Source organism: Viridibacillus soli, from assembly GCF_016612995.1.
Classification (GTDB): Bacteria; Bacillota; Bacilli; order Bacillales_A; family Planococcaceae; genus Viridibacillus; species Viridibacillus soli.
Genome location: NZ_JAEOAH010000026.1, coordinates 35,150 through 58,885 on the forward strand (window position 1 = coordinate 35,150; position 23,736 = coordinate 58,885).

At 37.2% G+C, this 23,736-nt stretch carries 22 protein-coding genes, 1 tRNA gene, 2 pseudogenes and 1 riboswitch; of the genes and pseudogenes, 6 read left to right on the top strand and 19 right to left on the bottom strand.

The genetic code is table 11. From position 1 onward, the window contains the following. Positions 1–120: 120 nt before the first annotated feature. The gene (locus tag JFL43_RS15605; RefSeq protein ID WP_200749747.1) at positions 121–1,026 is read right to left on the bottom strand and encodes a cation diffusion facilitator family transporter; all 906 of its coding nucleotides are present in this window, start codon (positions 1,024–1,026) and stop codon (positions 121–123) included. 536 nt (positions 1,027–1,562) lie between these two features. Continuing rightward, a riboswitch (M-box (ykoK) riboswitch) is annotated at positions 1,563–1,733 on the top strand. A 372-nt stretch (positions 1,734–2,105) separates the two neighbouring features. Between JFL43_RS15605 and corA the strand changes: the two genes are divergently transcribed. After that, on the top strand, positions 2,106–3,074 hold the full coding sequence (gene corA / locus JFL43_RS15610; protein WP_200749748.1) for a magnesium/cobalt transporter CorA: 969 nt from the start codon (positions 2,106–2,108) through the stop codon (positions 3,072–3,074). 206 nt (positions 3,075–3,280) lie between these two features. Here the strand turns inward: corA and cobT are convergent, their stop codons facing one another. Beyond that, a complete protein-coding gene (gene cobT, locus JFL43_RS15615) occupies positions 3,281–4,342 on the bottom strand; it encodes a nicotinate-nucleotide--dimethylbenzimidazole phosphoribosyltransferase (RefSeq protein ID WP_200749749.1) in 1,062 nt (353 codons plus the stop codon). Between the two features lie 629 nt (positions 4,343–4,971). Here cobT and JFL43_RS15620 point away from each other — a divergent pair. Further along, on the top strand, positions 4,972–6,369 hold the full coding sequence (locus tag JFL43_RS15620; RefSeq protein ID WP_200749750.1) for an alanine/glycine:cation symporter family protein: 1,398 nt from the start codon (positions 4,972–4,974) through the stop codon (positions 6,367–6,369). A 505-nt stretch (positions 6,370–6,874) separates the two neighbouring features. On the opposite strand, the gene JFL43_RS23225 is transcribed toward JFL43_RS15620, so the two are convergent. After that, positions 6,875–7,033, bottom strand: coding sequence for a hypothetical protein (locus JFL43_RS23225; protein WP_325166692.1), 159 nt, complete (start codon positions 7,031–7,033; stop codon positions 6,875–6,877). 291 nt (positions 7,034–7,324) lie between these two features. Between JFL43_RS23225 and JFL43_RS15630 the strand changes: the two genes are divergently transcribed. Beyond that, on the top strand, positions 7,325–8,182 hold the full coding sequence (locus JFL43_RS15630) for a DUF2268 domain-containing protein (RefSeq protein ID WP_200749752.1): 858 nt from the start codon (positions 7,325–7,327) through the stop codon (positions 8,180–8,182). A 54-nt stretch (positions 8,183–8,236) separates the two neighbouring features. On the opposite strand, the gene JFL43_RS15635 is transcribed toward JFL43_RS15630, so the two are convergent. From JFL43_RS15635 to JFL43_RS15650, 5 genes and pseudogenes are all read right to left on the bottom strand, one after another. Continuing rightward, entirely contained in the window at positions 8,237–8,944 is a 708-nt protein-coding gene (locus tag JFL43_RS15635) for a class I SAM-dependent methyltransferase (RefSeq protein WP_200749753.1), read from the bottom strand. Positions 8,945–9,429: 485 nt separating this feature from the next. Further along, positions 9,430–10,602 (bottom strand): TerD family protein, encoded by a 1,173-nt coding sequence (locus JFL43_RS15640; protein WP_200749754.1) that lies wholly within the window; start codon positions 10,600–10,602, stop codon positions 9,430–9,432. A gap of 49 nt (positions 10,603–10,651) precedes the next feature. Further along, positions 10,652–10,753 (bottom strand): annotated as a pseudogene (locus JFL43_RS23230) (hypothetical protein); the annotation flags it as partial. Between the two features lie 719 nt (positions 10,754–11,472). Next, positions 11,473–11,586: an IS3 family transposase gene (locus tag JFL43_RS15645; protein WP_267907812.1), complete on the bottom strand. Its 114-nt coding sequence runs from the start codon at positions 11,584–11,586 to the stop codon at positions 11,473–11,475. Further along, positions 11,576–12,499, bottom strand: coding sequence for a GNAT family N-acetyltransferase (locus JFL43_RS15650; RefSeq protein ID WP_200749755.1), 924 nt, complete (start codon positions 12,497–12,499; stop codon positions 11,576–11,578). The genes JFL43_RS15645 and JFL43_RS15650 overlap by 11 nt, the downstream gene beginning before the upstream one ends. A 174-nt stretch (positions 12,500–12,673) precedes the next feature. Between JFL43_RS15650 and JFL43_RS15655 the strand changes: the two are divergent. Then, positions 12,674–12,910 (top strand): annotated as a pseudogene (locus JFL43_RS15655) (tyrosine-type recombinase/integrase); the annotation flags it as partial. Between the two features lie 67 nt (positions 12,911–12,977). On the opposite strand, the gene groL reads toward JFL43_RS15655, so the two are convergent. Continuing rightward, positions 12,978–14,603 (bottom strand): chaperonin GroEL, encoded by a 1,626-nt coding sequence (gene groL / locus JFL43_RS15660; protein WP_100795715.1) that lies wholly within the window; start codon positions 14,601–14,603, stop codon positions 12,978–12,980. A 37-nt stretch (positions 14,604–14,640) separates the two neighbouring features. Continuing rightward, positions 14,641–14,925, bottom strand: coding sequence for a co-chaperone GroES (groES, locus tag JFL43_RS15665; protein ID WP_100795714.1), 285 nt, complete (start codon positions 14,923–14,925; stop codon positions 14,641–14,643). Between the two features lie 186 nt (positions 14,926–15,111). Between groES and JFL43_RS15670 the strand changes: the two genes are divergently transcribed. Then, a complete protein-coding gene (locus JFL43_RS15670; RefSeq protein ID WP_234447821.1) occupies positions 15,112–15,822 on the top strand; it encodes a CPBP family intramembrane glutamic endopeptidase in 711 nt (236 codons plus the stop codon). A gap of 113 nt (positions 15,823–15,935) precedes the next feature. Here JFL43_RS15670 and tatC read toward each other — a convergent pair whose 3' ends face one another. The 3 genes from tatC to JFL43_RS15685 form a co-directional block, all read right to left on the bottom strand. After that, positions 15,936–16,706 (bottom strand): twin-arginine translocase subunit TatC, encoded by a 771-nt coding sequence (gene tatC, locus JFL43_RS15675; protein WP_100795713.1) that lies wholly within the window; start codon positions 16,704–16,706, stop codon positions 15,936–15,938. A gap of 17 nt (positions 16,707–16,723) precedes the next feature. Continuing rightward, the gene (locus tag JFL43_RS15680; RefSeq protein WP_100795712.1) at positions 16,724–16,915 is read right to left on the bottom strand and encodes a twin-arginine translocase TatA/TatE family subunit; all 192 of its coding nucleotides are present in this window, start codon (positions 16,913–16,915) and stop codon (positions 16,724–16,726) included. Between the two features lie 81 nt (positions 16,916–16,996). Next, on the bottom strand, positions 16,997–17,635 hold the full coding sequence (locus JFL43_RS15685; RefSeq protein WP_200749756.1) for a redox-sensing transcriptional repressor Rex: 639 nt from the start codon (positions 17,633–17,635) through the stop codon (positions 16,997–16,999). 126 nt (positions 17,636–17,761) lie between these two features. Between JFL43_RS15685 and JFL43_RS15690 the strand changes: the two genes are divergently transcribed. Beyond that, positions 17,762–19,702 carry an ABC-F family ATP-binding cassette domain-containing protein gene (locus JFL43_RS15690; RefSeq protein ID WP_200749757.1) on the top strand — a complete coding sequence of 647 codons (1,941 nt, stop codon included), beginning with the start codon at positions 17,762–17,764 and terminating at the stop codon, positions 19,700–19,702. Positions 19,703–20,077: 375 nt separating this feature from the next. On the opposite strand, the gene tsaD is transcribed toward JFL43_RS15690, so the two are convergent. The 6 genes from tsaD to JFL43_RS15720 form a co-directional block, all read right to left on the bottom strand. Then, positions 20,078–21,097: a tRNA (adenosine(37)-N6)-threonylcarbamoyltransferase complex transferase subunit TsaD gene (gene tsaD, locus JFL43_RS15695; RefSeq protein WP_100795709.1), complete on the bottom strand. Its 1,020-nt coding sequence runs from the start codon at positions 21,095–21,097 to the stop codon at positions 20,078–20,080. Beyond that, complete coding sequence (rimI, locus tag JFL43_RS15700; RefSeq protein ID WP_100795708.1) at positions 21,097–21,540, bottom strand: ribosomal protein S18-alanine N-acetyltransferase; 444 nt, start codon at positions 21,538–21,540, stop codon at positions 21,097–21,099. The genes tsaD and rimI overlap by 1 nt, the downstream gene beginning before the upstream one ends. A 9-nt stretch (positions 21,541–21,549) precedes the next feature. Further along, positions 21,550–22,254: a tRNA (adenosine(37)-N6)-threonylcarbamoyltransferase complex dimerization subunit type 1 TsaB gene (tsaB, locus tag JFL43_RS15705; protein ID WP_200749758.1), complete on the bottom strand. Its 705-nt coding sequence runs from the start codon at positions 22,252–22,254 to the stop codon at positions 21,550–21,552. Further along, entirely contained in the window at positions 22,251–22,703 is a 453-nt protein-coding gene (tsaE, locus tag JFL43_RS15710; protein ID WP_200749759.1) for a tRNA (adenosine(37)-N6)-threonylcarbamoyltransferase complex ATPase subunit type 1 TsaE, read from the bottom strand. Before tsaE ends, tsaB begins: the two co-directional genes overlap by 4 nt. Positions 22,704–22,846: 143 nt before the next feature. Further along, positions 22,847–22,923: transfer RNA gene (locus tag JFL43_RS15715), tRNA-Asp, on the bottom strand. Positions 22,924–23,113: 190 nt separating this feature from the next. Then, positions 23,114–23,641 (bottom strand): dihydrofolate reductase family protein, encoded by a 528-nt coding sequence (locus JFL43_RS15720; RefSeq protein ID WP_200749760.1) that lies wholly within the window; start codon positions 23,639–23,641, stop codon positions 23,114–23,116. Positions 23,642–23,736 lie beyond the last annotated feature (95 nt).

Below are 23,736 nucleotides of genomic sequence, written 5' to 3' on the forward strand. Positions count from 1 at the left end.
AAAGCAACCATGCAGCAATAGCAAGGTTGCTTTTATTGTCTTTATACTATTAATACCATCTTTTTTGTGAGATTTAAGTTGTATGTGTAGGTGCTTGTGGTCATGCCCTTTAACTCCTATTTATGTTCCTTCAGTATCATACCAAGGATTTAAGTGAATAAGAACTTCATCTACATCCTGGTGATTTTCCATTATGGTTTTCTTGATTTTGCGAATAATATCATGACCTTCTTGAATGGTCAATTCACCAGGTACACCCACGCGAAGATCCACCAATACATAATGCCCGTGTTCTCTAGCACGTAAACGATCTATGCGTTTCACTTCTGGAATAGTTAGTATTAAAGACGTAAAGTTACCCAATCTTTCTCGACTTACACTTTTCTCCATAAGGGTGTCTATCGCTTCTATTAACATCCCATATGCAAGTTTGAAAACTAAGATTGTTACAATGATACCCGCAATTGGATCTCCGTAAGCGAGGATTCGAATTTCATAAAATTCTCCAACAAGTGCAAGCCCAATCCCCAATACAGCTGCAAATGAAGCATACACATCTGCAAGATGATCATATGCAGTTGCAATTAAACCCTTACTATTCGTTCTTTTGCCAATTCTAATCGTATATACGTATAAAACTTGCTTCCATACAAGTGAAATAATTGCAGTTAGAAAAGCAATTATACTTGCTTTTTCAGGTTCATGAAAGAATGCTGAAAAAGATTCAAAAGCAATATAAACTGCTGCCAGTATTAAAATTATTCCCACAATGGCAGAACTTATCACTTCAGCTTTTCCGTGTCCATAGGGATGGTCTTCATCAGCTGGACGTTTAGAAATACGCATAGATGTTAAAGCTGCAGCACTTGCTATAACATCTCCAGCATTATGGTAACCATCTGCAAGAAGGACAGGACTATGAAAGAGCGTACCTACGACAATTTTAATAAACGTTAAAATAATGTTACTTATTAAACTAATCCATCCAGCAATGATTGAATCATTTGAATTTGTTCCTGGATTCATAAATTTGCACCTCCTATAAAATTCTTTCCCACAAGCAACAAAAACCCTCGACCGGTTTCAGTCAAGGGTTTTTGTTTTTGCAATATATTTTTTTGTAAAATTGTAAGTTTAATCATATTTATCACTCACTATTATTAGGCGTTATTGAATCTTAACATGGTTTTCCCACTGTAGCAAGATAGATACTTTTCCCGGACCAAAGGATATTAGCGAAGAGTATAGCTTATGTCACTCCGTTCAGAATTAGTACTTAATTTTAATATCAAGAATAGTGTAATGATATGCCTTTCCGTGCATTTAACCAATATTTAATTACTATTTTAAAATAATATAAAATCTAAAAATAACTAATAATTTGAAACGATGTTTGATCAAAATCTTATGCTGTCACAACGCCAATTAACATCTCTATATTGGTCTGATTGAATGATTTATTCATGTGAGTTAAATAAAATGAAGTACTATAAAATCTTAAAATTATGAGTTGACAGTTTATTTCTTTACTGCTATGCTTCTAGTCGTATTAGAAAACAAAAGATATTCCTCGTTAGGTGAGGCTCCTATATGAAGATATGCTGCTGCCCAGAAACGTCCAAAGACGCCAATGGGTCAACAGGAACCATCGAATTAAGGTGGTTTTTAATGTAGCTGGATGATATTTCTATCCTATGTCATATAGTGCTAAAACTCTACGAAAGAGGCTTATTCAATCATGTATAAATGTATTGGGCACCCTTCTTCGTAGAGGGGTGCTTTTTATTATTTTAAGGAGGTGATGAGAAATGGACAGTAATCCTGATCCCGGTGAGCGAACATCAGATATATGTAACAAGAGAAACAGGATAGCCGATTTCTTATCGCCTTATGGGAAATCGAATTCATGAAAGATGCATAACGATGACAACCTTTGCAAATCATAAAATAGCGTTTTAATTTTATGTTTTGAAAGGTACTGGAGTCCGACTAATCTACTGTTTTGCCCCGCACAAAACAGCGAGTCAAAAAGGGGCGAAACATAAATGGCCTTACTTCCACATCGATCCATGTCCTTAGGTAATAAAATAAGAGGAGAATTTATTATGATAAAAACTTATCTTTACAAACAAGGAAATAAAGAAATAGAGCACAATTTTGATTTTACAAAGATTGACGATCATTTAACTAATCAAGAGGATTTATTATGGATTGACATATATGATTATCAAAATAATGAGCTAAATGAAATAGCAGAAATATTTAAATTCCACCCACTAGCTATTGAAGATTGTATGCACGGGGATTCACGACCAAAGATGGATAGTTACGGAGATTATAAATTTTTCGTTTTTCATGCCCCGCTATATAATGAAAAAGGCGAAAATGAGATCTCAACCGTAGAGTTAAATATTTTTGTAGGATCCAACTATATTGTCACGATTCATAATCAAAAATTAAAATGGCTAAAACAAATGGAAGCTATTTGTTCAGAAAGTCCGAGGTTTATGAGTAAGGGTGCTGATTTATTATTACACACAATAATTGATGGGATTACGGATGAATATTTCCCTGTTTTAGATCGTATTAGAACCCGTATAGATGAACTAGAAGATGAAATGTATGAACACAAGCCAAAGAAAGTTACAGAAGAGTTTCTTGCACTTAAAAGAGCCATCATTTTAATTCGCCAGGGTATTATGCCACAAAGAAGAATCTTTTCGAAAGTGAATGGGAAGTGGCAATTTGACATTCAGGAGGAAAATATACCTTTTTATAAAGACTTAAATGATCATTTAGAACAAATTGTAGAATCTACAGAAACTTACAGAGACTTAGTTAACAGTGCCTTAGATACGTATTATTCTATAATTAGTGCAAAGTCAATTGAACAGCTAAATCTGCTTACGGTTATATCCACCATTATGTTACCTTTATCAGTTATTACAGGATTTTTTGGTATGAATGTGCCTTTACCATTTCAGGATACATGGTTTGCCACAGTAGTTATTTTTGTATTTTTAATAACCTTTACGTGGGGCATGTGGGTATTTTTCAAGAAAATTATTAGTTGAAATATTATTACATTTCAACTAATAATAATGAAGCTAGAGGCTGATTCCATGCCTCTTCCATACTCCGATTGTATTGGGATGGCTGGGTTGAAAGCTGTTTCATAAGTTATTAATGGTAATTTCCCGCTCATATAAAAACCCCGTCATTAATTCAGTAACGAACTGATGACGGGGTTGTTTTATGATTGGTAACTGGCACATATTATCTATTGATTTACTGGTGTTTCAGTTTCTTCTTTACCTGCTACTCTAGCACTTTCGAATGTAGCCATTTCGTTTATCATATGAACTGCAGACTGTAAAATTGGGTAAGCGACGGCTGCACCGGACCCTTCACCGAGGCGCATATTCAATTGCACCAAGGATTTTTTCTGTAAATATTTGATCGCCGTTTGATGTCCAGGCTCTACTGATTCATGCGATAAAATCATATAATCCGCAACTGTAGGAGCAATCAATTTTGCGAGACATGCAGAAACAGAACAGATAAAGCCATCCAACAAAATAGGGACACGTTTTTCGGCTGCTGCAAGCATGGCCCCTGCCATTGCAGCCATTTCAAGTCCTCCCACTTTTGACAGAATATCAATGGCATCTGCCGAATTAGGTTTATGCAGGCTGATTGCATCACGCACAACTTTAATTTTCCGTTTATGCTGTTCAATGGAAATTCCAGATCCTAACCCAACAATTGTTGCAGGATCTGCACCAGTTATCGCGGCAAGTACCGCACTGCTTGATGTTGTGTTGCCAATACCGACCTCACCAACAATCAGACACTTAACACCCTTTTCAATAAACTGAATTGCTTCTTCATAACCGATTAGAATGGCCTTTTCTGCTTCTGCCTTTGTCATGGCCAATTCATTAAGAAAGTTGCCAGTACCTTTTCGGATTTTTCTATGAATCACTTTCTCCTCTGTCACATCTCCATCTACACCAACGTCAACCGCTTTAAAAGTGGCACCGATTTGTCTACCGAATACACTGATCGCTGCACCACCCTGCACAATATTTGACACCATCTGAATCGTCACTTCCTGTGGAAATGCGGATACACCTTCTTTTGCAACACCGTGATCAGCAGCAAACACAATGATGCCTGGCGGTGTTATGCCCAACGTTAGATTCCCTGTCATTTCCGCAAGATGAATCGCAATATCCTCCAGTCTACCTAAGCTTCCTAGTGGCTTTGTTAATGTTGCTATGTACTTTTCTGCCTTTTCTCCAGCTTCTTTATTCAGTAAAGGTATATCTACTTCGATCATTATTTTCCCCAACTTTCTGTTTAATTGACTTGGATAAGGGTCATGGATCCATTGGAAATAAACTCATAGTCATTATCACACTATAATTATTCCATATATTAACACTAAGTGCAATGAGTGTCTCTATATCTTGGTTTCTTACCTTTTCGACCGTGAAGCACGTAAGTAAATAGAGATACCTATTAAAATTAGCCCTACCCCTACCAGTGATAAATACATTCCTCTGTAACCAATTAAAGGGACCAAATAGAATATAAAAGGGCCAAAACCAAACCCTAATTCAAGAAAAACAAGGTCGCTAATCCAATAAATACTGCTGCTAATAAAAAGACGAAACTGGAATGTGCCTGACTAAGTAGTAACATCCTAATTGCAAATAGCTTTAACCCAAGGTAAACAACGCTATTGCCCCCTTTAGGTTAATCTATTTTCCAGTAAATAGTGATAGGTTTGAGTGACTGCACTTAATGACATATGTCAAACCATACTCGGAAGATTGGTTGGTATATGAATAATTTTAATGTTATTTGTGATTTTGAGTGGCTGACAGCACTTATTTTTCTTTTTAAGTTGATTGTTTATGAAAAAATGGTATAGACTTAGAGGTATGCAAAAAAGGAGGCAGGTCTATGGAATGGATTGAGAGTTTTGTTAATGAAACAAATAACATTTTATGGAAATATATATTAATTATCTTATTAATAGGTTCTGGATTGTATTTTACTTTGGGAACTAAGTTTGTACAATTTCGTTTGTTTGGCGAAATGTTCCGATTAATACTAGAGAAAAAGGAAAAAGATGAGGGTGTTTCTGCTTTCCAAGCATTTACGATTAGCACAGCTTCTCGTGTAGGTACAGGTAATATAACTGGAGTTGCACTTGCTATCGGAGTAGGTGGACCTGGAGCTATATTCTGGATGTGGATTATTGCCATTATCGGAATGGCAACTGCCTTTATTGAAAGTGCACTTGCACAGGTTTACAAAGTAAGAGATGGTAACTCTTTCCGTGGCGGCCCTGCTTATTACATGGAAAAAGCGTTAGGGCAACGTAAATTGGCAATCGTTTTTAGTATTCTTTTAACATTAAGCTTTGGCTTTATCTTTAATGCAGTACAATCCAATACGATTGCTACTTCTGTTGGTGAAGCATTTAACATCCATCCTTATATCATTGGGCTAATATTAGTCGTGTTAACAGCTATGATTATTTTTGGTGGCGTACATAGAATTGTGAAAGTTACACAAGTAATTGTACCCCTAATGGCCGTCTTTTATATACTCATTGCTCTTTACGTTGTGGCGACTAATTTATCGGAAATACCAGGTGTATTTAGCCTAATTTTATCACAGGCATTCGGTTTTAAAGAAGCAGCTGGTGGAGCTATTGGGGTTGCAATAATGCAAGGTGTACGCCGCGGCCTATTCTCGAATGAAGCAGGTATGGGTAGTGTACCAAATGCAGCTGCTACTGCAAGTACTTCACACCCTGCAAAACAAGGGCTCGTTCAAAGTCTAGGCGTATTTTTTGATACGATTATTATATGTTCTGCCACTGCATTCATTATTATTTTGGCAGGTCTATATTCAACGGGCGCAGATGACGGAATCGTCCTAACTCAAAATTCTTTCGCTGTACACGTAGGTAGTTGGGCTCCATACTTTATAGCAATTGCGATTATTTTCTTCGCATTTAGTTCAATTGTGGGCAATTACTATTACGGTGAAACAAATATCGAATTTATGAACGCACATAAAGGATGGTTAACTGGTTACCGTTTATTAGTGCTTGGAATGGTCATGTTCGGTTCTATAGCGAAAGTTTCACTCGTATGGAACTTAGCAGATTTATTTATGGGGCTTATGGCAATGTTAAATATTGTTATCATTATTTTACTAGGAAAAATAGCTTTCCGCGTGTTAGACGACTTTACCATGCAACGTAAAAAAGGAAAAAATCCAACATTTTATGCTAAATCAATTCCGGGATTGAAAAATACGGAATGTTGGGAAGAAGAAGATAGATAAAGATACAAAACGTGCAGCATATGCTTGCACGTTTTTTTATAGGCATAAATCCAATATTTAACATATTCATTCAAATGAAAGAAATTGATTTCCTTGGATTGTAAGAATAACCTAATCACCTTCTACAGACACTCCGTATTGCTACCCCTTCGTAGGTCAATCCATACGACCTCCGCTCTTTACTTGAAATGTTACATAATAATATGTAAATAAAGCAGCATCTCATGCTCTTCCACTAATTTCAGTACGCTTCGTTATTACTTGAGCTAACATTGAAAGCTTAGAGTATTTACTATTAGTTTGAGTGACTGGCACCTTCTAATCATAGAAAAACTGCATCTCCAATTGTTAGTTTTTATCTAACAATTGGGGTGCAGTTCAATTTGCGGTTCTCAGCCAAAGCACGCGTTTGCCCCATTTCCCTTATTTATTTTCCAACAGTTAAGGTAATGGAAGTTATACAATTGCTTCTGGAATAGTGAAATTGATTTGAATAGGATAGGTCTTACCAGAAAAACGCTGAAGCCAGGGCGATTCCAGCAATTGCACCAAGAGCTATGCCAAATCCGGTTCCAAATCCACGTCTAAATCCACGTCTACCTGGTCCAAAGAATCCTAATCCATAACCACCAAGGCCTCCTCCAGTAGGTTGAATCCAGACCATATCTCTATTGACTCTTCTAATTTCGCCAACATGAACGCTACCATCATGACAAGTAATTCTCACCGTTCTTCCATGAAATCTGCAACATTGATCAAATAATTGATTCATTTTCATCCTCCTTTCAAGACTATTTACATACAAGTATGCTCTGCTAGTATATGGAAGTGGTAATTTTACTTAATGGACAATCGTCTAGAGAATAACAGATTAGTAGCAATTTATATTTACGAAAAACAATGAGGCATCCAATACATATAATAGAAGACAACAAAATGGAAAAGGATGAGATACTTGTCAGTAATTCAAACGCAAACTTGGCTTTATAAATTTATTGAATTATGTGAGGCACGGTCAGGTAAAGGATCAGCTTACATACAATGTGAGACACTATGTGGGCCACTGATGAAATTAACACCTAAAGTCACTCAAGAAGTCTGGCAATATGAGCTCTTAAACTATGGGCTATTCGAGCCAAATGAATGGATGAATATAAAGGACACCGTGAAGGAAATGGAAGCACAGAAAGTTTGGAAAATTGTCGAGAAGGAATATCAACATTTACGGAAATTATGGAATGGTCCAGCGGTTTCAATCTATATTTTTCCTGTAAAAAAAGGGATTCCGGGATCAAAAGAGAAAATGCCGCAGAAAAATGGTGTAGCATATAGAGGAGCATTATTTTTGTTCTTGTCTGCAAACCTGCCAAAAAAAGAGCTAAAGGCCATGTTGGCACATGAATATAACCATGTTTGCCGTCTAAACTATTTAGATTTGGCTCCGACCAAAATCACTCTGAAGGATTCCGTCATTATTGAGGGACTTGGTGAGTATGCAGTAAAGGACTTGTATGGTGAAAAGTGGTTAGCACCTTGGTCAAATCTCTATTCATTTGAAGATGCTGTTGCCGTATGGAAACGACGTTTTATACCTTCATTAAATGTTCTCGACGTAAAAAATCACTACCATTTTCTATATGGTAAAGCTAGAAGTCCACTTCCTAAATGGATTGGTTATCATATAGGCTATCAGATTGTCGATAGCTTCCAAAAGGCGCATGGTCCATTTCATAATGGTGAATTATATTACAAATCCTCTGACGAAATAATTGCTGGTTCCAAGTTTGCTGTAGATAAGTCGCTTTTGGATTAAGTGGGCTAATCTGATTGCTGTATAATTCTTCTCTGCATAATCATATAAAAAGATTCACGCTAAGTGACATCTAAATGCACGAAAGCCGATGTAATGATAGTTACGATGTATAAAGTAATTATGTTCATCCCATAAAACATATAGATTTTCATTTATGTTTTCCGATTGGTTGATGTCATTAATTTCACTTTGAATAAGTTCAGATGGTGTATTTAATAGTTCAATTCGAGTGAATCCTGCTTGCTGTAGATGCACTATCCACTCTTCTTCATTTATAATTTTCTTAATGCCGTATAAGCTACATGCCTTTTTTTGCAATTCTTCTGGCAGGGATTTTTCAGCTGTCATTTCAATGATGATCATACTTCCATCACTCTTCAAAACTCTAGAAAGTTCATGTAACGTCTTCGAAATATCCGTAAAAACAATAACAGACTCAGCTATGATGAAATCGAAGGAATCATCCGCAAAATCCAAACTTTGCGCATCCCCTTCCATCACTTTGACTGGGATTTCATTATTCTTGAATCGTTCCCTTGCTTTTTCTATCATAATTGGATGTTTATCTATCGCCGTCACTTGGCAATTAAATTGCTCAGCTAAAAAAGCTGCCGTCTGCCCCGTTCCGCACCCTATCTCCAGCACAGATTCATTTGATTGAATGCTTTCATCTTCTAATATAGATTGGGTTAGATTAAACCCACCAGGATGTGCACCGCCAATTCCAAAGTAAGCCAATAAGTCTAAATAAGCGTTTGACACAGGAATTCCCCTCCTATTTTTTATACAGCTATAGTATGCTTGCGATTTGGATCTGTAAGTGTATAGGGAGGGGGTAGTTGGTATAAGACGCGCACAGAATTATTAAGATGATGACTGATACTGGTATGATTACCTCGTATTAAATAATTTGACGATGTGAAAAAAGCAACCTTGCATTGATTGCAGGGTTGCTTTTATTAACTTTGATTTGTACTCTAGGGTAATCTAAAAGAGATTATTCTTTGTTAAAACTTAATTTGTATGAGTGACTGGCACCGATTATCTACTAAACCCGAAAATACCCTTTTTTAAATTTCACCATTATTCTTGTGCAATGGATAAGTTCTTTTATGCTTTTACAAGTATTAGATATCCAAACTTCTTTATCACCGGTACATATAAAGGTTAATTGATACTATGTATTATTCACTTTTCCATTAATTGTCCCACAACTTGGACACATAAATAATCCTTTTGCTCTTTTTTCACTTAAATTCCGTTGGCCCTACATCCATCTTAAATGATCCGTCTCTTTCCAAAAGAGGTGACCTTTCAGAGTTCATTTTTGAATAAGTTTCGACATGACTCACAGCCATTTCATTTTCCTCGGTGAAATTGATATGTGCAATTGCGACCCAATAAGAAAACTTATTTTTTTGAAATAAAGAGGAAGTAACTCTTTGCCCCATCTGATTATCAACAACCGCTTTTGCTTTCATGGATTTGAAACTTCCAATACCATTCGACAAAGCACTATAAGCAGCAAACAAAACATAATTGAGCTTAGATGGTTGATGAATGACAATAGTCTCTTTTCCTGATTGTTTCGAATCTCCATCCAATGTAATAAAAGGTGCTTTATTTATATTTCCCATGTCTTTATAGTAGACCTTACCCATTTCACCATTCTTTAAGACGTAAAAACAATATAAATCTAGATCTTTCCTCTCCTTTTCCCATTCAAGAGTAGCAACGACTTTTGCTGACTTCTGAATAGATATGGATTCTTTCTTTTTTAGTGTTACGTTCATCGGTTTTGTTTCCTTTGGAGTAGATGGAACTACTTTAGGCTCATTGGAAATAGTGGTAGCTGCTACTTCTATCTCCTTAGGATTAGTAGCTACTTCTATCCCAAAGTTTTCACATAAAGCAGGGAGACCTCCATTGAAACCCATACCTACAGCATTCAATTTCCATTCTCCGTTATGTCGGTATATTTCACCTACAACAATTGCAGTTTCTTTTTTTAGCTCTTGACCAAAGTCAAATGAATATAAAATGCGTCCATTCTCACGATCTTTTACTGTAAGTCGAACAGAATCAATGTTTCCAAAGTTTTTTCCGTTCATCTCACCTTCATGTATTGTGATCGTTAGAGCTATCTTTTGTACGTCAGCTGGAATGATTTCTAACGACATGTGAATTTCTGCAGTGCTATTGGTCGATCCTATATGCTGGACTGAACCGTTCATACTAGATGGCTGACCGTAGAAAACAAAATGTTTATCGTCTTTACATTGCCCATTTTGCTCCAATAAGAAAGCGGCACCGTCTATTTCCATTTCTATATTAGGTTTCTCCCATTCTAAAACAATTGCAATATCTTTAGTCGTGGAATTTTTCGTAATATCCACTTTCTGTCCTCTAGATATGTTCATCTAGTTCCCTTCCTTTCTCTCTTTGTTTGCTTCCAAACAAGAAGCAAACTTAGATTTCTTTGATTAGTCCGTGGCAAGAGTAAGTCATGTATGTAAAAATCTCAATCGGCACATTTTGTTCTTTGAAAAGTAGAAGGATGTAGGTTAAATCATCCTTTCATTTTAACTGTGCAATTAATATCTCATACGTATAACATACGATAAATATCCAATATTCACAATGATAGCATGAACAAAACCTCCCTCATCAATTCACTTAATAATTGAAGAGGGGGGTTCATTTTATTAGATGAGTACTCTAATGCTAGTGTCTTACAAGCACAAGGTTAGATAGAGCCTATTTATAAGAACTAATGGATAGTTTTCGGCCATTTCAATAAACCAGCCAATAACCATAAATGATGTGAAATACGGAATAATCCAATAAAGTAGGAGATATTTCAAAGAGTCAAAGTATGCTAGTATGCCAATAATTCCAATCCAGGTTACTACCATAGCTGTATATTGTTTAGGATATTTTTTAAATTGTAACATTCTGTGTTTTAAAACGTAATAAGCGTAACAAGAAACAGTTCAAGGGGTTGAATGGATAGGTTCATTTTTAATTTTAATGTCTATTTATATCTCTGAATATTCACCAAAAGAAAAAGAACGAATAGAAAACTAAAAATGATAAATATGAATTAATTGTTTATTAGCATATCGGTGTTAGCATAATCATAGGGAAACAGCTTAGTTAAATCCTTACAATGGATTTCAAGAGGGAGTGGCCGTATGACAAACATAAAGTTTAAGGAAGAGTTTAAAAATATGCAAAACCCCCTCATCAATTGGCACTGAGTGTCGTTTTTGAGACAATAAGAAAACACCTTATTTTGCAGCCAGTTGACGGTATTGTACCGGCGACTGGCTGTTTAATTTCGTTTTAATCCGGATATTATTATAATAATAAATTAAAGGAAATACTAACTGTTTATTTTTCATTCAGTTGATAGTACGCTTCAATAAGTTCTACTACTGGAACATTATCTATTTTCATACCAGTCAAATCACTCTTATATATTTCTACATTTCTAAGATTACTGTTTCTAAATTTGCTTCCTTCAAGGTCACATCTTTCAAATGAGATTGGCTTATTTTCATCACCAAGATTTGTATCAATGAAACTAACCCCGCCTAAAGTGACAAATATCATCTCACTGTTAGAAAGATTTAAATCGGCATATAGTGAATTTCTAAGATTTATATTTTGGAACTTTGAGTGGCTAAGATTACAATTGCTAATATGACTATTCATTAGATTACTGTTACTGAATGAACTTCCTTCTAAATTTACTCGATAACACTCCATTTTTGCCATATCGCAATTCTCGTATTGGATACTTGAAACGTTTTCAACTAAATTACCTTTTTCTGATGAAGTTTCTATTTTCTTTAGATAACCATATTCATCTTCAGTTTCAAAAATTGTTCTATAACCCATTTTTCCATAAAAATGGTGATTGTTAATTTGTCTACTTGATGTCTCAAGGTCCCAAGTCCTTACATTAGGAAACTCATCCTCTATTAAATTTATTACCCTTGAACCAATTCCTTTACCTTGGTAGTTAGGGTCAACGAAAATACGGTCTATTCTCCCGTAACTTTTACCAGAAATAGTTACTATAATTCCACCGACAATTTCTTTATCCTGTAAGACTTTAAAATACTCCAATTCTCTAATCATATACTTAGTCACCTCAATAGAAGAATATCCCGGTGGCTGAATATTGTAATCAATTACATTATCTTGATTTGGAAGCCACTTTTTTAATTCTTCATCAAAAGTCCTTTTCTTAATTTCTGTTAGTTTTTTAGCATCCGTAATGGTTGCTTTTACAATGGTTACAATTGACATTTAGGTGTTCTCCTTTATCATTTACCCTTATATCACCATGTAGGAAAGGTATTTTCTTCTTCAACTAACCTGTCCCGGCATTTATAAGAATTTATTAGATTATATCTTACTTACATTACTTGAAAAAACCTCATACTTATTTCATAAAAGAAAATAAGCCTCAGTATGACATGACTTCTTGCAATCGCAAAATTAAACCCTGACTTAACACCTCACTCATTGAGACATACACACACTTCGCTTTTAGCAGAAGCAGGTGTCGCACTCGAACAAATCATGGATAGACTTGGCCATTCAGATGATCAAATTACCAAGGACGTCTATCTCCACGTGACAAAAGAAATGAAAAAAGAAGCTTCCCAAAAGTTTGCACAACTAATGAGAAGCCTCGATTATAATCCTTTATGTTAGCAAAATGTTAGCATTTCACTTTCACCTTACATACAACCCCTTATATATCAAGGGTTGCAGCGGCTTATTACATCATGCCGCCCATGCCGCCCATATCAGGCATTGCAGGAGCTGCTGGTTCTTTGATGTTTGCTACTACTGCTTCTGTAGTTAAGAATAGAGCTGCTACAGATGCTGCATTTTGTAGTGCTGAGCGAGTTACTTTAGTTGGATCTACGATACCAGCGTCGATCATGTTAACCCATTCGCCGTTTGCTGCGTTGAAGCCGATGCCAGCTTCTTCGCGTTTTAGGCGGTCAACGATGATTGAGCCTTCAAGACCTGCGTTGTTAGCAATTTGACGAACTGGTTCTTCAAGAGCGCGAAGAACGATTTTAACGCCTGTTGCTACGTCGCCTTCGTTTGCTGCTGCTACTTCAGCTACTTTGTTGTAGATGCTTACTAATGCAACACCACCACCAGCCACAATACCTTCTTGTACTGCTGCGCGAGTTGAGTTTAGAGCATCTTCAATGCGTAGTTTACGTTCTTTTAGTTCTGTTTCAGTTGCAGCACCAACTTTGATCACTGCTACACCACCAGCTAATTTTGCAAGGCGTTCTTGTAATTTTTCTTTATCGAATTCAGAAGTAGATTCTTCGTATTGCGCACGGATTTGACCTACGCGTACTTCGATTGAGCCAGCTTCGCCAGCGCCTTCTACTACTGTAGTGTGGTCTTTAGTCACAACGACTTTACCAGCGCGACCAAGCATATCAATTGTAGTTTGTTTAAGGTCTAAGCCGATATCTTCAGTGATTACTTGTCCACCAGTTAGAATTGCGATATCTTCTAGTAATGCTTTACGACGATCACCGAATCCAGGAGCTTTAACTGCTACTGCATTGAATGTACCACGAAGTTTGTTAACTACTAACGTAGCAAGTGCTTCGCCTTCTACGTCTTCAGCAATGATTAATAGTGGTTTACCTTGTTGAACAACTTGTTCAAGTACGGGTAGGATTTCTTGGATGTTAGCGATTTTTTTGTCAGTGATTAAGATGTATGGGTTATCTAGGATAGCTTCCATTTTATCTGTATCAGTAACCATGTAGTGAGAAGCATAACCACGGTCGAATTGCATACCTTCTACTACATCAAGTTCAGTAGTGAAACCTTTAGACTCTTCGATTGTGATAACTCCGTCGTTACCAACGCGTTCCATAGCTTCTGCGATTAGTTCGCCTACTTCTTCGTCAGATGCAGAGATAGCTGCTACTTGAGCGATAGCTTCTTTGTTTTCAACTGGTTTAGAAATAGTTTGTAATTCTGTAATAGCAGTTGCTACAGCTTTTTCGATACCTTTACGAATACCGACTGGGTTAGCACCAGCTGTAACGTTTTTTAATCCTTCGCGGATCATTGCTTGCGCAAGAACTGTTGCAGTAGTAGTACCATCACCAGCGATTTCGTTTGTTTTAGAAGCTACTTCAGATACAAGTTTTGCACCCATGTTTTCGTATGGATCTTCTAATTCGATCTCTTTAGCGATTGTCACACCATCGTTTGTGATAAGTGGTGAACCGAATGATTTTTCAAGAACGACGTTACGTCCTTTAGGTCCTAATGTTACTTTAACAGCGTCTGCTAATTTATCTACACCGCGTAACATTAAGCTGCGTGCTTCTTCACTAAATTTAATATCTTTTGCCATTGATGCATACCCCCCGAATAATTTGTAGTTTCAGTTATTAGCCGATAATAGCCAAAATATCGCTTTCGCGTAAAATTAAATATTCATTACCTTCATATTTTACTTCTGTACCAGCGTATTGAGAGTAGATAACGCGGTCTCCTTCTTTTACGTTAAGTGGAACTGTTGCACCACTATCAGTCAAGAATCCAGTACCTACTGCGATAACGTTACCTTCCTGAGGTTTCTCTTTTGCAGAGTCCGGAAGAACGATGCCGAATGCTGTTTTTTCTTCTACTTCGACTAGCTCGATAATAATGCGATCACCTAATGGTCTTAACAAGTGAAACAACCTCCTAGAAATATGGAATTTATATTTTATTAGCACTCTTAAGTCATGAGTGCTAACACAACTCTTATAATAAAGAATTCCTCCTTTTTTTGCAAGCACGAAGCGTAAAAAGTTTTGTTTTCGATAGCGATTATTCTACAATAGAGGTAACATCGTTTTTAAGAGAGGATTTTAAATTTGAAATCAAATAAAACCGCATTTTTCGTATTGATTGTCTACATCATCATGCAGCTGTCATCTATTCTTTTTTTGCGACCGCTCCTAAGGCTTATACAAAAGTTGAATCCTGAGATTAGCAATAAGGCAGCCCTCTTAATGACACAGGGCTGGTGGATTTTCATCAGTATGTGTACTGCGCTAATTATTTCACTCATCATTGTTAGACGTGACAAAAGCTTCTGGCAAGTCTTTAAAGGTAAAAAGGCATCCATTCCTATGTCGATTGTTTGGGGTATTATCGGATTCTTCCTCGTATTCTTTGGCCAAACAGTAGGTGCCCTCATAGAGCAAAAGCTTGGCATAACAACAGGCTCTGAAAATACAGCAAATTTAATTGAAATTGCTAATGTTGCCCCTGTCGCTATATTAGGTATTGTCGTGTTTGGTCCGATTTTAGAGGAGTTTATTTTCCGTCGCGTTATTTTCGGGTCTATTTTTCAAAAGACTAATTTCTTTATCGCTGCGTCTGTCAGTGCAATCGTCTTTGCAGTGATCCACTTCGACTTCTCACACATCATACTGTATGCCATTTCAGGCTTTATATTCGCCTTTTTATATCATAAGACACAACGTATCATTACATCGATTATCGCGCATATGATGCTAAATGGCTTTGTAACAGTAATTCAACTTTATCAAGATAATATTGTAAAGTTTTTAGGTCAATAAGATTGACAGTCCGCTCGTTTGTTGAGTGGACTTTTTTGTTTACTCACAACTAAATTTCTGAAGTAATTCGCGCCACCCCCTACACTTTCTCCACAAAAAAATCCCTCTACTGATTATTCGTCAGCAGAAGGATTGTTTGCTAATTCGATTTGACGTTGCTGTTCCGCTCTTAAATACTTGCGGTAGCCGACGCGTGAAATGAGAATACTAATTTCGTATAAAACACAAAGTGGTAATGTTACTAACATATGAGACATAATATCTGGCGGTGTAATGATAGCCGCAATGACTAGTAATATAAAGTATGCGTATTTACGTACTTTACCCAACATCATTGGTGTGATTATACCTAAACGTGTAAGGAATAAAACAACTATTGGTAATTGGAAGATAACCCCGAAAGGCAATGTACTTTGCATCAAAAATTGAAAGTACTCATTGATTCCTATCGTTTGTTGTACATTTAAATCCATCGACATTTGCATCATGAACTTAATAATATAAGGGAATAATAACTCGTAAGAGAACATTACGCCGCCTAGGAAAAGCAACACACTATATGGAATATAGCTCAATGTTACTCTACGTTCCTTTGCATATAATCCTGGGCTGATAAATGACCATATTTGATACAAAATAACAGGAGATGTCATAACCGTAGATAAAATAAAAATTACTTGAAAATATACTTTTACTGGATCTGTTACTTTAAATGAATGTAATTGCAATTGTTTTGCTTCATCCGTAAATTGTAAAAAGTGGATTAACGGTTCAGCTAAAAAAAAGCTCCCGACCACACTAATAACAAAGAAAACGGCAACAATGTATAACCGTTTTCTTAATTCTTCTATATGTTCGATAATCGTTAGTTCATTATTGTTCATCCAACTAACATCCTAACTTATTTTTCTTCTACTTTTTTAGTTTCGACGACTTTTTTTGAATCATCTTCGTCTTCTGCTAAACCTTTAGTAGCGTTTTTAAATTCTCGGAGAGTAGAACCCATTGCTTTTCCAAGCTCGGGTAATTTCTTCGGTCCAAAAATAAGTAGGGCAACAACTCCAATGGCAATAGCGCTCCCTGGACCAATCATAACAGACACCTCCTCTTAATATGCTCTTATTTTAACTCATTTCGTTAAATTCCGCTATTTTCTAAATGTGAATATTTCAAGTCATTCTTCATCATTTCGCATGAAATAAATGAGTGTTTGCAATTCGATAGATAAATCGATTGTATGCACGCGGATTGTGTCCGGTACCGTTAGTCTGATCGGAGTGAAGTTTAATATACCTCTGACATTCATTTTCACTAGACGATCTGTCATCATCTGTGCTGATCGTGAGGGGACCGTTAATATTGGAAGCTCTGCTCCGTACTCAACCATCTTTTCTTCCATAGCATCCGGATGATAAACGGGAATACCGCTAATGAACTTTCCTTCTAAAGGAGCCTTTGTATCAAATGCAACAACGATTTTTGTATTATGATTTTTTTGAAAGTTATATTTCAAAAAGGCGTTCCCTAAGTTCCCTACTCCAATAAGTGCTACATTCGTTCGCTCATCTTGGTCTAAAATATTTCTAAAAAACGCTAGCAAGTTTGGGACATCGTAACCGTAGCCTTTTTTGCCAAGCGCTCCAAAGTGAGAAAAGTCTCGACGAATGGTCGCAGAATCTATTTTCATCGCTTCACTTAATTCCTTTGAAGAAACGCGTTCCTTCCCGGCTTTAGCGAAGTTTTGGATAAATCGATAATAGAGAGGAAGTCTCTTTGTAGTAGCTTGCGGAATTTTAGCTGATTCGTGTTTCACACAGTTTCCTCCTACAATCAATCCGAAATCGTTTCAATATTACATGACGATTGTTATTCTGTAAAGTTATCTCATTGCACCCTCTCGCGCAATCCTATAAACTAGAATTGAACTGAGGTGTCTAAAATGATTGTTTTACAAGTCAATCAATTATATAAATCTTACATTGCGGATGAAATTTTAAGTGGCGTTAAGCTAGAAGTGCAGCATCGTGATCGCGTAGCACTTGTTGGCCGTAACGGCGCTGGTAAATCTACATTATTGAAAATAATAGCGGGTCAGCTTTCTTATGATTCAGGTGATATTATTATGCCTAAAGATGTTCGTCTTGGATACTTAGAGCAACATGCGGGTCTAGAATCTTCATTAACCATTTGGGAAGAAATGTTGACTATTTTCGAACCACTAAAAAAACTAGAGCAGCAGTTACGTAACTTAGAACATCAAATGGCCAATCCCACGGTTTACGAAGATGCTGAAAACTATGCAAAAGTAATGGCTGACTATGATCAATTGCAACATGACTTTAAAGAGCAAGGCGGCTATCAATACGAGGCTGATACTCGTTCTGTCCTTCATGGTATGCAATTCTATCCAGCTGACTATAATCAGCCTATTTCTTCACTTTCTGGAGGCCAGCGTACACGCCTAGCTCTCGCCAAGCTTCTATTAAGTAAACCTGATTTACTAATCCTTGATGAGCCGACGAACCATTTAGATATTGAGACATTAAGCTGGCTCGAAAACTATTTGAAAAACTATGACGGCGCTATATTAATCGTATCACATGACCGCTATTTCTTGGACCAAGTTGTATCTATTGTGTACGAAGTTTCTCGTCATCATGTCACAAAGTTCACAGGTAACTACAGTAGCTATCTTGATGAGAAAGCAAAAAACTATGAACGTGACATTAAATTATTTGAAAAACAACAAGATGAAAAAACAAAATTAGAAGTTTTTATTCAAAAAAATATCGCGCGTGCCTCTACAACTAAAATGGCGCAGAGCCGTCGTAAAATGCTTGAGAAAACCGAATGGATGGACTCACCAGATGGAGACGAGAAATCTGCGACATTTACATTCTCTATCGACCGTCAAAGTGGCAATGATGTACTTGCAGTGAATGATGTAGCTATCGGTTATGAAGACAAAATGGTATCGCAGCATATTAATATGCGCATTTTCCGTGAAGATCGCATCGCCTTAGTTGGACCGAATGGTGTCGGTAAATCCACACTTTTAAAAACACTTGTCAAAGACAAGCCTACTCTTGCCGGTGATATCCATTTCGGAACGAATATTCAAATCGGCTACTATGACCAGGAACAAGCCAAATTAACCAGTAACAAAACTGCTTTAAAAGAACTGTGGGACGAATGGCCATTAATGAATGAAAAAGATATTCGTACAGTACTTGGCCGCTTCCTATTCTCTGGTGATGACGTCAGTAAAATTGTCCATGACCTTTCTGGTGGAGAAAAGGCTCGTCTAGCACTTGCTAAATTAATGCTCCAAAAATCAAACTTCCTTATTCTAGATGAACCAACGAACCATTTAGACTTAGATAGTAAAGAGGTATTAGAGAATGCACTAATCGATTACCCTGGTACATTACTATTCGTCTCGCATGATCGTTACTTCATTAACCGTATTGCTACTAAAGTTGTGGATCTTTCTACAGATGGAAGCTTTGAATACTTAGGCGACTATGATTACTTTGTAGAAAAGAAAAAAGAACTTGAAGAAATTGCAGCCGAAAAAGTAGCCGCAATGCCTCAACCAAAAGAGCAAACACCAGCTAAAGTAATAGCAGGTGGTCAAATCGATAAGGAAGCGAAAAAGAAGGAACGCCAAATTCGCCGTCGCGTCGAAGAAATCGAAAGTAATATGGCCACTTTTGAGGAGCAAGTCCGTATCATAGAAGAACAACTATGTGACCCAGAAATTTTCCCAGATCACGAGAAAGTGATGGCCCTCCAACAACAGCTAGATAGCGTCAGAGAAAAGCATGAAACTGCTGAAATAGAATGGCTTGAACTGAATGAACAACTAGAAAAGCTTTAAAATGAAACCGCGTGTCGATGTACACGCGGTTTTTGTCGTTTCCAAACAATTCACGTCCCATATATAGGTCAAGGAGAAATTTTTCAATTATTCTCTCCACAGAGTTATACACAGAGTGAGCCCTTTATTTTCAATGTATCAACATAGTTATCCACACTATGCACATTTTTTATTTATTTTGCTCACATTGAATTGTGTAAAAAACACCACTATATGTTGAAAACACACATTTTATCCACAACTTATCCACAGTTTGTGCATAAGTACGAATGTTCGTATTTTTCATCCCGTGTTCCCATTTTATGAAAAAAAGATCACTTTCTAGCGAAAGTAATCTTTTCACACACAATTTAGTTTTAATAAATAAACTTAAATTCAATCGTTCCAAGAAACTAATTCCATACCTGGACGACCATTCATTGCCATATCGCTACGCTCTCCTGATGCAAACATAAATGTACCTGCCGCTGCAATCATCGCCGCATTATCTGTACATAGTTTAAGAGGTGGCACGTAAAACGGAATTCCTTCATTATTAAATGTTTCTTCTAATGATTTTCGTAGACCTTTATTAGCTGAAACACCACCCGCTGCAATCACTTGCTTCACATTGAATTCACGTGCTGCACGCAATGTTTTAGCCGTTAATACTTCTACCACACTATCTTGGAAACCTTTTGCAACATGTAATGGGTTTATTTCGATGCCACGCTGCTCTGCATTATGCTTATAGTTAATCACTGCTGATTTCAAACCACTAAAGCTGAAATCATATGACCCCTCTTCTAGCCAAACACGAGGGAATTTAACTGCCTCTTCACTCTCATGAGCCATACGGTCAATGTGTGGACCACCTGGATATTGAATATTCAATACACGAGCTACTTTATCATAAGCCTCACCAGCTGCATCATCTCGAGTTTCCCCAATCAATTCAAATGAACCGTGATCTTTCATCAAAACAAGCTCTGTATGTCCACCAGAAACGACTAAAGCAAGTAAGGGGAATTCCATCGGCTGCATTAAAGTATTTGCATATATATGCCCAGCAATATGATGCACGCCGACTAATGGCAAGCCATTTGCAAATGCAAATGCCTTAGCCGCATTAATGCCAATTAACAATGCCCCAACTAACCCAGGACCTTCCGTTACTGCAACTGCATCTAAATCCTCAGGCTTCATATTCGCCTGTGCTAGTGCTTCTTCAATTACCATTGTCACTTGCTCCACATGATGTCTTGAAGCAATTTCTGGTACAACGCCACCAAATCGTTTATGGCTCTCAATTTGAGACGACACTACATTTGATACAATCTCACAACCATTTTTCACAATAGAAGCTGCTGTTTCATCGCAGCTACTTTCGATGCCTAATATATATCGATTTTCCATTATAAATTCACCCACATGACAAGAGCGTCCTCTTGATTATCTGTATAGTATCCCTTACGAATACCACCATCTTGAAAGCCAAGTTTATGATAAAGATTTTTTGCAACCGTATTTGTTACACGTACCTCTAAACTCATTACTACAACTGCACGTTCACGCACGATGCGAATCGCCTCACGCATAAGCCTTTCACCAATTCCTAAACCTCGTGCAGATGCCGTTACAGCAACATTTGTAATCTGACTCTCATCCATTACAATCCACATGCCACAAAAACCTACAATTTGCTCCGCGTCGTCCACAGCAACAACATAGGTAGCCTGCTTGTTTGTTGTCATTTCATGATAAAAAGCATCTTTAGTCCAAGGTGTCGGAAATACTTCTACTTCAATCGCATGTACAGCTGGTACATCCGCAACCGTCATTTCTCGGTAAGTAATCATCATCTTCACCTATTTCTGACCTTTCTGCTCTTTTAACCAGTTCGCCTCAGCCTCAGCTAAACGACGATACTGCGGTACAAATGAATGCACTGCCTCTATTGCAGGCAACTCCTGTTGGTCAGCTAGATGAATCAACTGACTAGCACTAGGTAAATCCAATGTATACGGTGCACGTATTGCATTATCCCCTATTTCTGCTTGAATTGCTTCCCAAAATAACTCTACATCATGTCCCACGAACATTACCGGGGCATTTAAGTCTTTCAGTTTATCGAGTAATCCTTGTAAGCTATAATGCCCATCCTCAACTACTGCAACTAAATCAACTTGCGTATCATAAGCACCTGCATACACATTCTGTCTTCTTGCATCGATAATAGAGCACACAACACCATTATAAAGCGCTGCATTTGCTACTAATAGCTTCAAGCTTGAAATGCCCACTAGCGGTTTTTTCAACGTCCAAGCAAGCGTTTTTGCAATCGTCACACCAATTCGCACGCCCGTATAAGAACCTGGACCTTCACCAACCGCAATCGCATCAACATCAGCAGGTTTCATCTTTACTCTTTCAAATAAACGTTCAATTGCAGGCATTGCCCCAATTGAATGATTCAATTTAATATTCGTTACTTCCTCCGCAACAACTTGACCATCTTTCACTATTGCCACAGCTAACGGGGAATTCGATGTATCTATACCTAACCAGATCATTTCATTAACTCCTCACACAATCGTTCATAACGCTTACCAATTGGTTTCAATAAAAATTGTCTCTTATTTTCATCCACACGCTGAATTTCAATAGCTAATCGTTCAGTAGGTAGGTCTTGTTCAATGAGGTGAGCCCATTCAATAACAGATACAGCATCACCGAAAAACAGTTCATCCCAACCTAAATCCTCATCACTATCCGCTAATCGATAGACATCTAAATGATTAAATGGCAATCTACCCTCATACTGCTTTAAAATCGTAAAGGTCGGACTATTCACCGTACGTGTAATCCCCAATCCTTTTGCCAAAGATTGCGTAAAAGTCGTCTTACCAGCACCAAGATCTCCTTCAAGCGTAATGGTATCCTGTGCCTCCAGCAAATCAGCTAGCCGCAAAGCAAGACTTTGTGTTTCTTCTAATGAATTAACTACTATCTCCATTATCATTCGACCTTATCCTCTCAAACTTACATTATCTATAGTTTACCTAAAGCATCACAAATGTTCAAAGTGAACGGGCTCAAAATTCTTAGACATAAAAAAATAACACAGCTACATTAGCTGTGTTTACATTTGAATTTAAAAGTAAATGGCGGTCCGGACGGGACTCGAACCCGCGACCTCCTGCGTGACAGGCAGGCATTCTAACCAACTGAACTACCGGACCATTTTCTTAAGACAAGATTTATTCTACCAGAAAATCTAGGCACTGGCAATAACTTTTTCATAAAAATCCCCCTTGCTATCCAGCTAATCCTTACTTCTCGACTTACCACTTAGTTTCTCACCAATTTTAACAAGCCTTTAAAGAATTTGAGAAGAGCTGTATTAAAAATAATATATTACAATAATTGGTATTACAAGCGATAATATAGCTGCATGAATTCTCCATAACGCACACTATGTATAAGTTGTAAATTTGCCTGCTCTTTAAATAATGGAATTCCTTCACCTAGCAATACTGGAATAACTGTTATAATCATCTCATCAATTAACCCGGCCTTCAAAAACGAATCCACTAGTCCCGCACCACCAACAAGCCAAATATCCCCACCCTCACGTTCCTTCAAAGCCCCTACAAAAGTACCCACATCTTCATTCACAAACTCTACATATGATGTATCTGTCTGCACAGTATTCGAAAACACAAAACATTCTTTATCTCTATATGGAAAATCATCCGCTAGTGTCAGTACTTGATCATACGTTTTCCGTCCTATAATAACCGTATCTACCGTGCCATAAAACGCCGTATAACCATTATCGCCATCACCCTTTTCCACTGCATCATCTAACCAATCAATCGCCCCATTTGTTCGTGCAATAAAACCGTCCAGGCTCATAGCAATATACAAAATAACCTTTCTCTCTTTAGCGATATTCATTCACTCCTTTTTATATAAACTTAACATATCATTATTTTCCAGACAATAAAAAAAGCACAACTGATAAAATCAGTTGTACTTAAATGTGCCTAGCA

What these genes read in the sequence shown, in the direction of transcription:
- JFL43_RS15605 (WP_200749747.1), bottom strand. Translation starts at nt 1,026, where the DNA reads ATGAATCCAGGAACAAATTCAAATGATTCAATCATTGCTGGATGGATT.
- corA (WP_200749748.1), top strand. Translation starts at nt 2,106, where the DNA reads ATGATAAAAACTTATCTTTACAAACAAGGAAATAAAGAAATAGAGCAC.
- cobT (WP_200749749.1), bottom strand. Translation starts at nt 4,342, where the DNA reads ATGATCGAAGTAGATATACCTTTACTGAATAAAGAAGCTGGAGAAAAG.
- JFL43_RS15620 (WP_200749750.1), top strand. Translation starts at nt 4,972, where the DNA reads ATGGAATGGATTGAGAGTTTTGTTAATGAAACAAATAACATTTTATGG.
- JFL43_RS23225 (WP_325166692.1), bottom strand. Translation starts at nt 7,033, where the DNA reads ATGGTCTGGATTCAACCTACTGGAGGAGGCCTTGGTGGTTATGGATTA.
- JFL43_RS15640 (WP_200749754.1), bottom strand. Translation starts at nt 10,602, where the DNA reads ATGAACATATCTAGAGGACAGAAAGTGGATATTACGAAAAATTCCACG.
- JFL43_RS15645 (WP_267907812.1), bottom strand. Translation starts at nt 11,586, where the DNA reads ATGAAAAATAAACAGTTAGTATTTCCTTTAATTTATTATTATAATAAT.
- JFL43_RS15650 (WP_200749755.1), bottom strand. Translation starts at nt 12,499, where the DNA reads ATGTCAATTGTAACCATTGTAAAAGCAACCATTACGGATGCTAAAAAA.
- groL (WP_100795715.1), bottom strand. Translation starts at nt 14,603, where the DNA reads ATGGCAAAAGATATTAAATTTAGTGAAGAAGCACGCAGCTTAATGTTA.
- tatC (WP_100795713.1), bottom strand. Translation starts at nt 16,706, where the DNA reads ATGAACAATAATGAACTAACGATTATCGAACATATAGAAGAATTAAGA.
- JFL43_RS15680 (WP_100795712.1), bottom strand. Translation starts at nt 16,915, where the DNA reads ATGATTGGTCCAGGGAGCGCTATTGCCATTGGAGTTGTTGCCCTACTT.
- JFL43_RS15690 (WP_200749757.1), top strand. Translation starts at nt 17,762, where the DNA reads ATGATTGTTTTACAAGTCAATCAATTATATAAATCTTACATTGCGGAT.
- tsaD (WP_100795709.1), bottom strand. Translation starts at nt 21,097, where the DNA reads ATGGAAAATCGATATATATTAGGCATCGAAAGTAGCTGCGATGAAACA.
- rimI (WP_100795708.1), bottom strand. Translation starts at nt 21,540, where the DNA reads ATGATTACTTACCGAGAAATGACGGTTGCGGATGTACCAGCTGTACAT.
- tsaB (WP_200749758.1), bottom strand. Translation starts at nt 22,254, where the DNA reads ATGATCTGGTTAGGTATAGATACATCGAATTCCCCGTTAGCTGTGGCA.
- tsaE (WP_200749759.1), bottom strand. Translation starts at nt 22,703, where the DNA reads ATGATAATGGAGATAGTAGTTAATTCATTAGAAGAAACACAAAGTCTT.
- JFL43_RS15720 (WP_200749760.1), bottom strand. Translation starts at nt 23,641, where the DNA reads ATGAATATCGCTAAAGAGAGAAAGGTTATTTTGTATATTGCTATGAGC.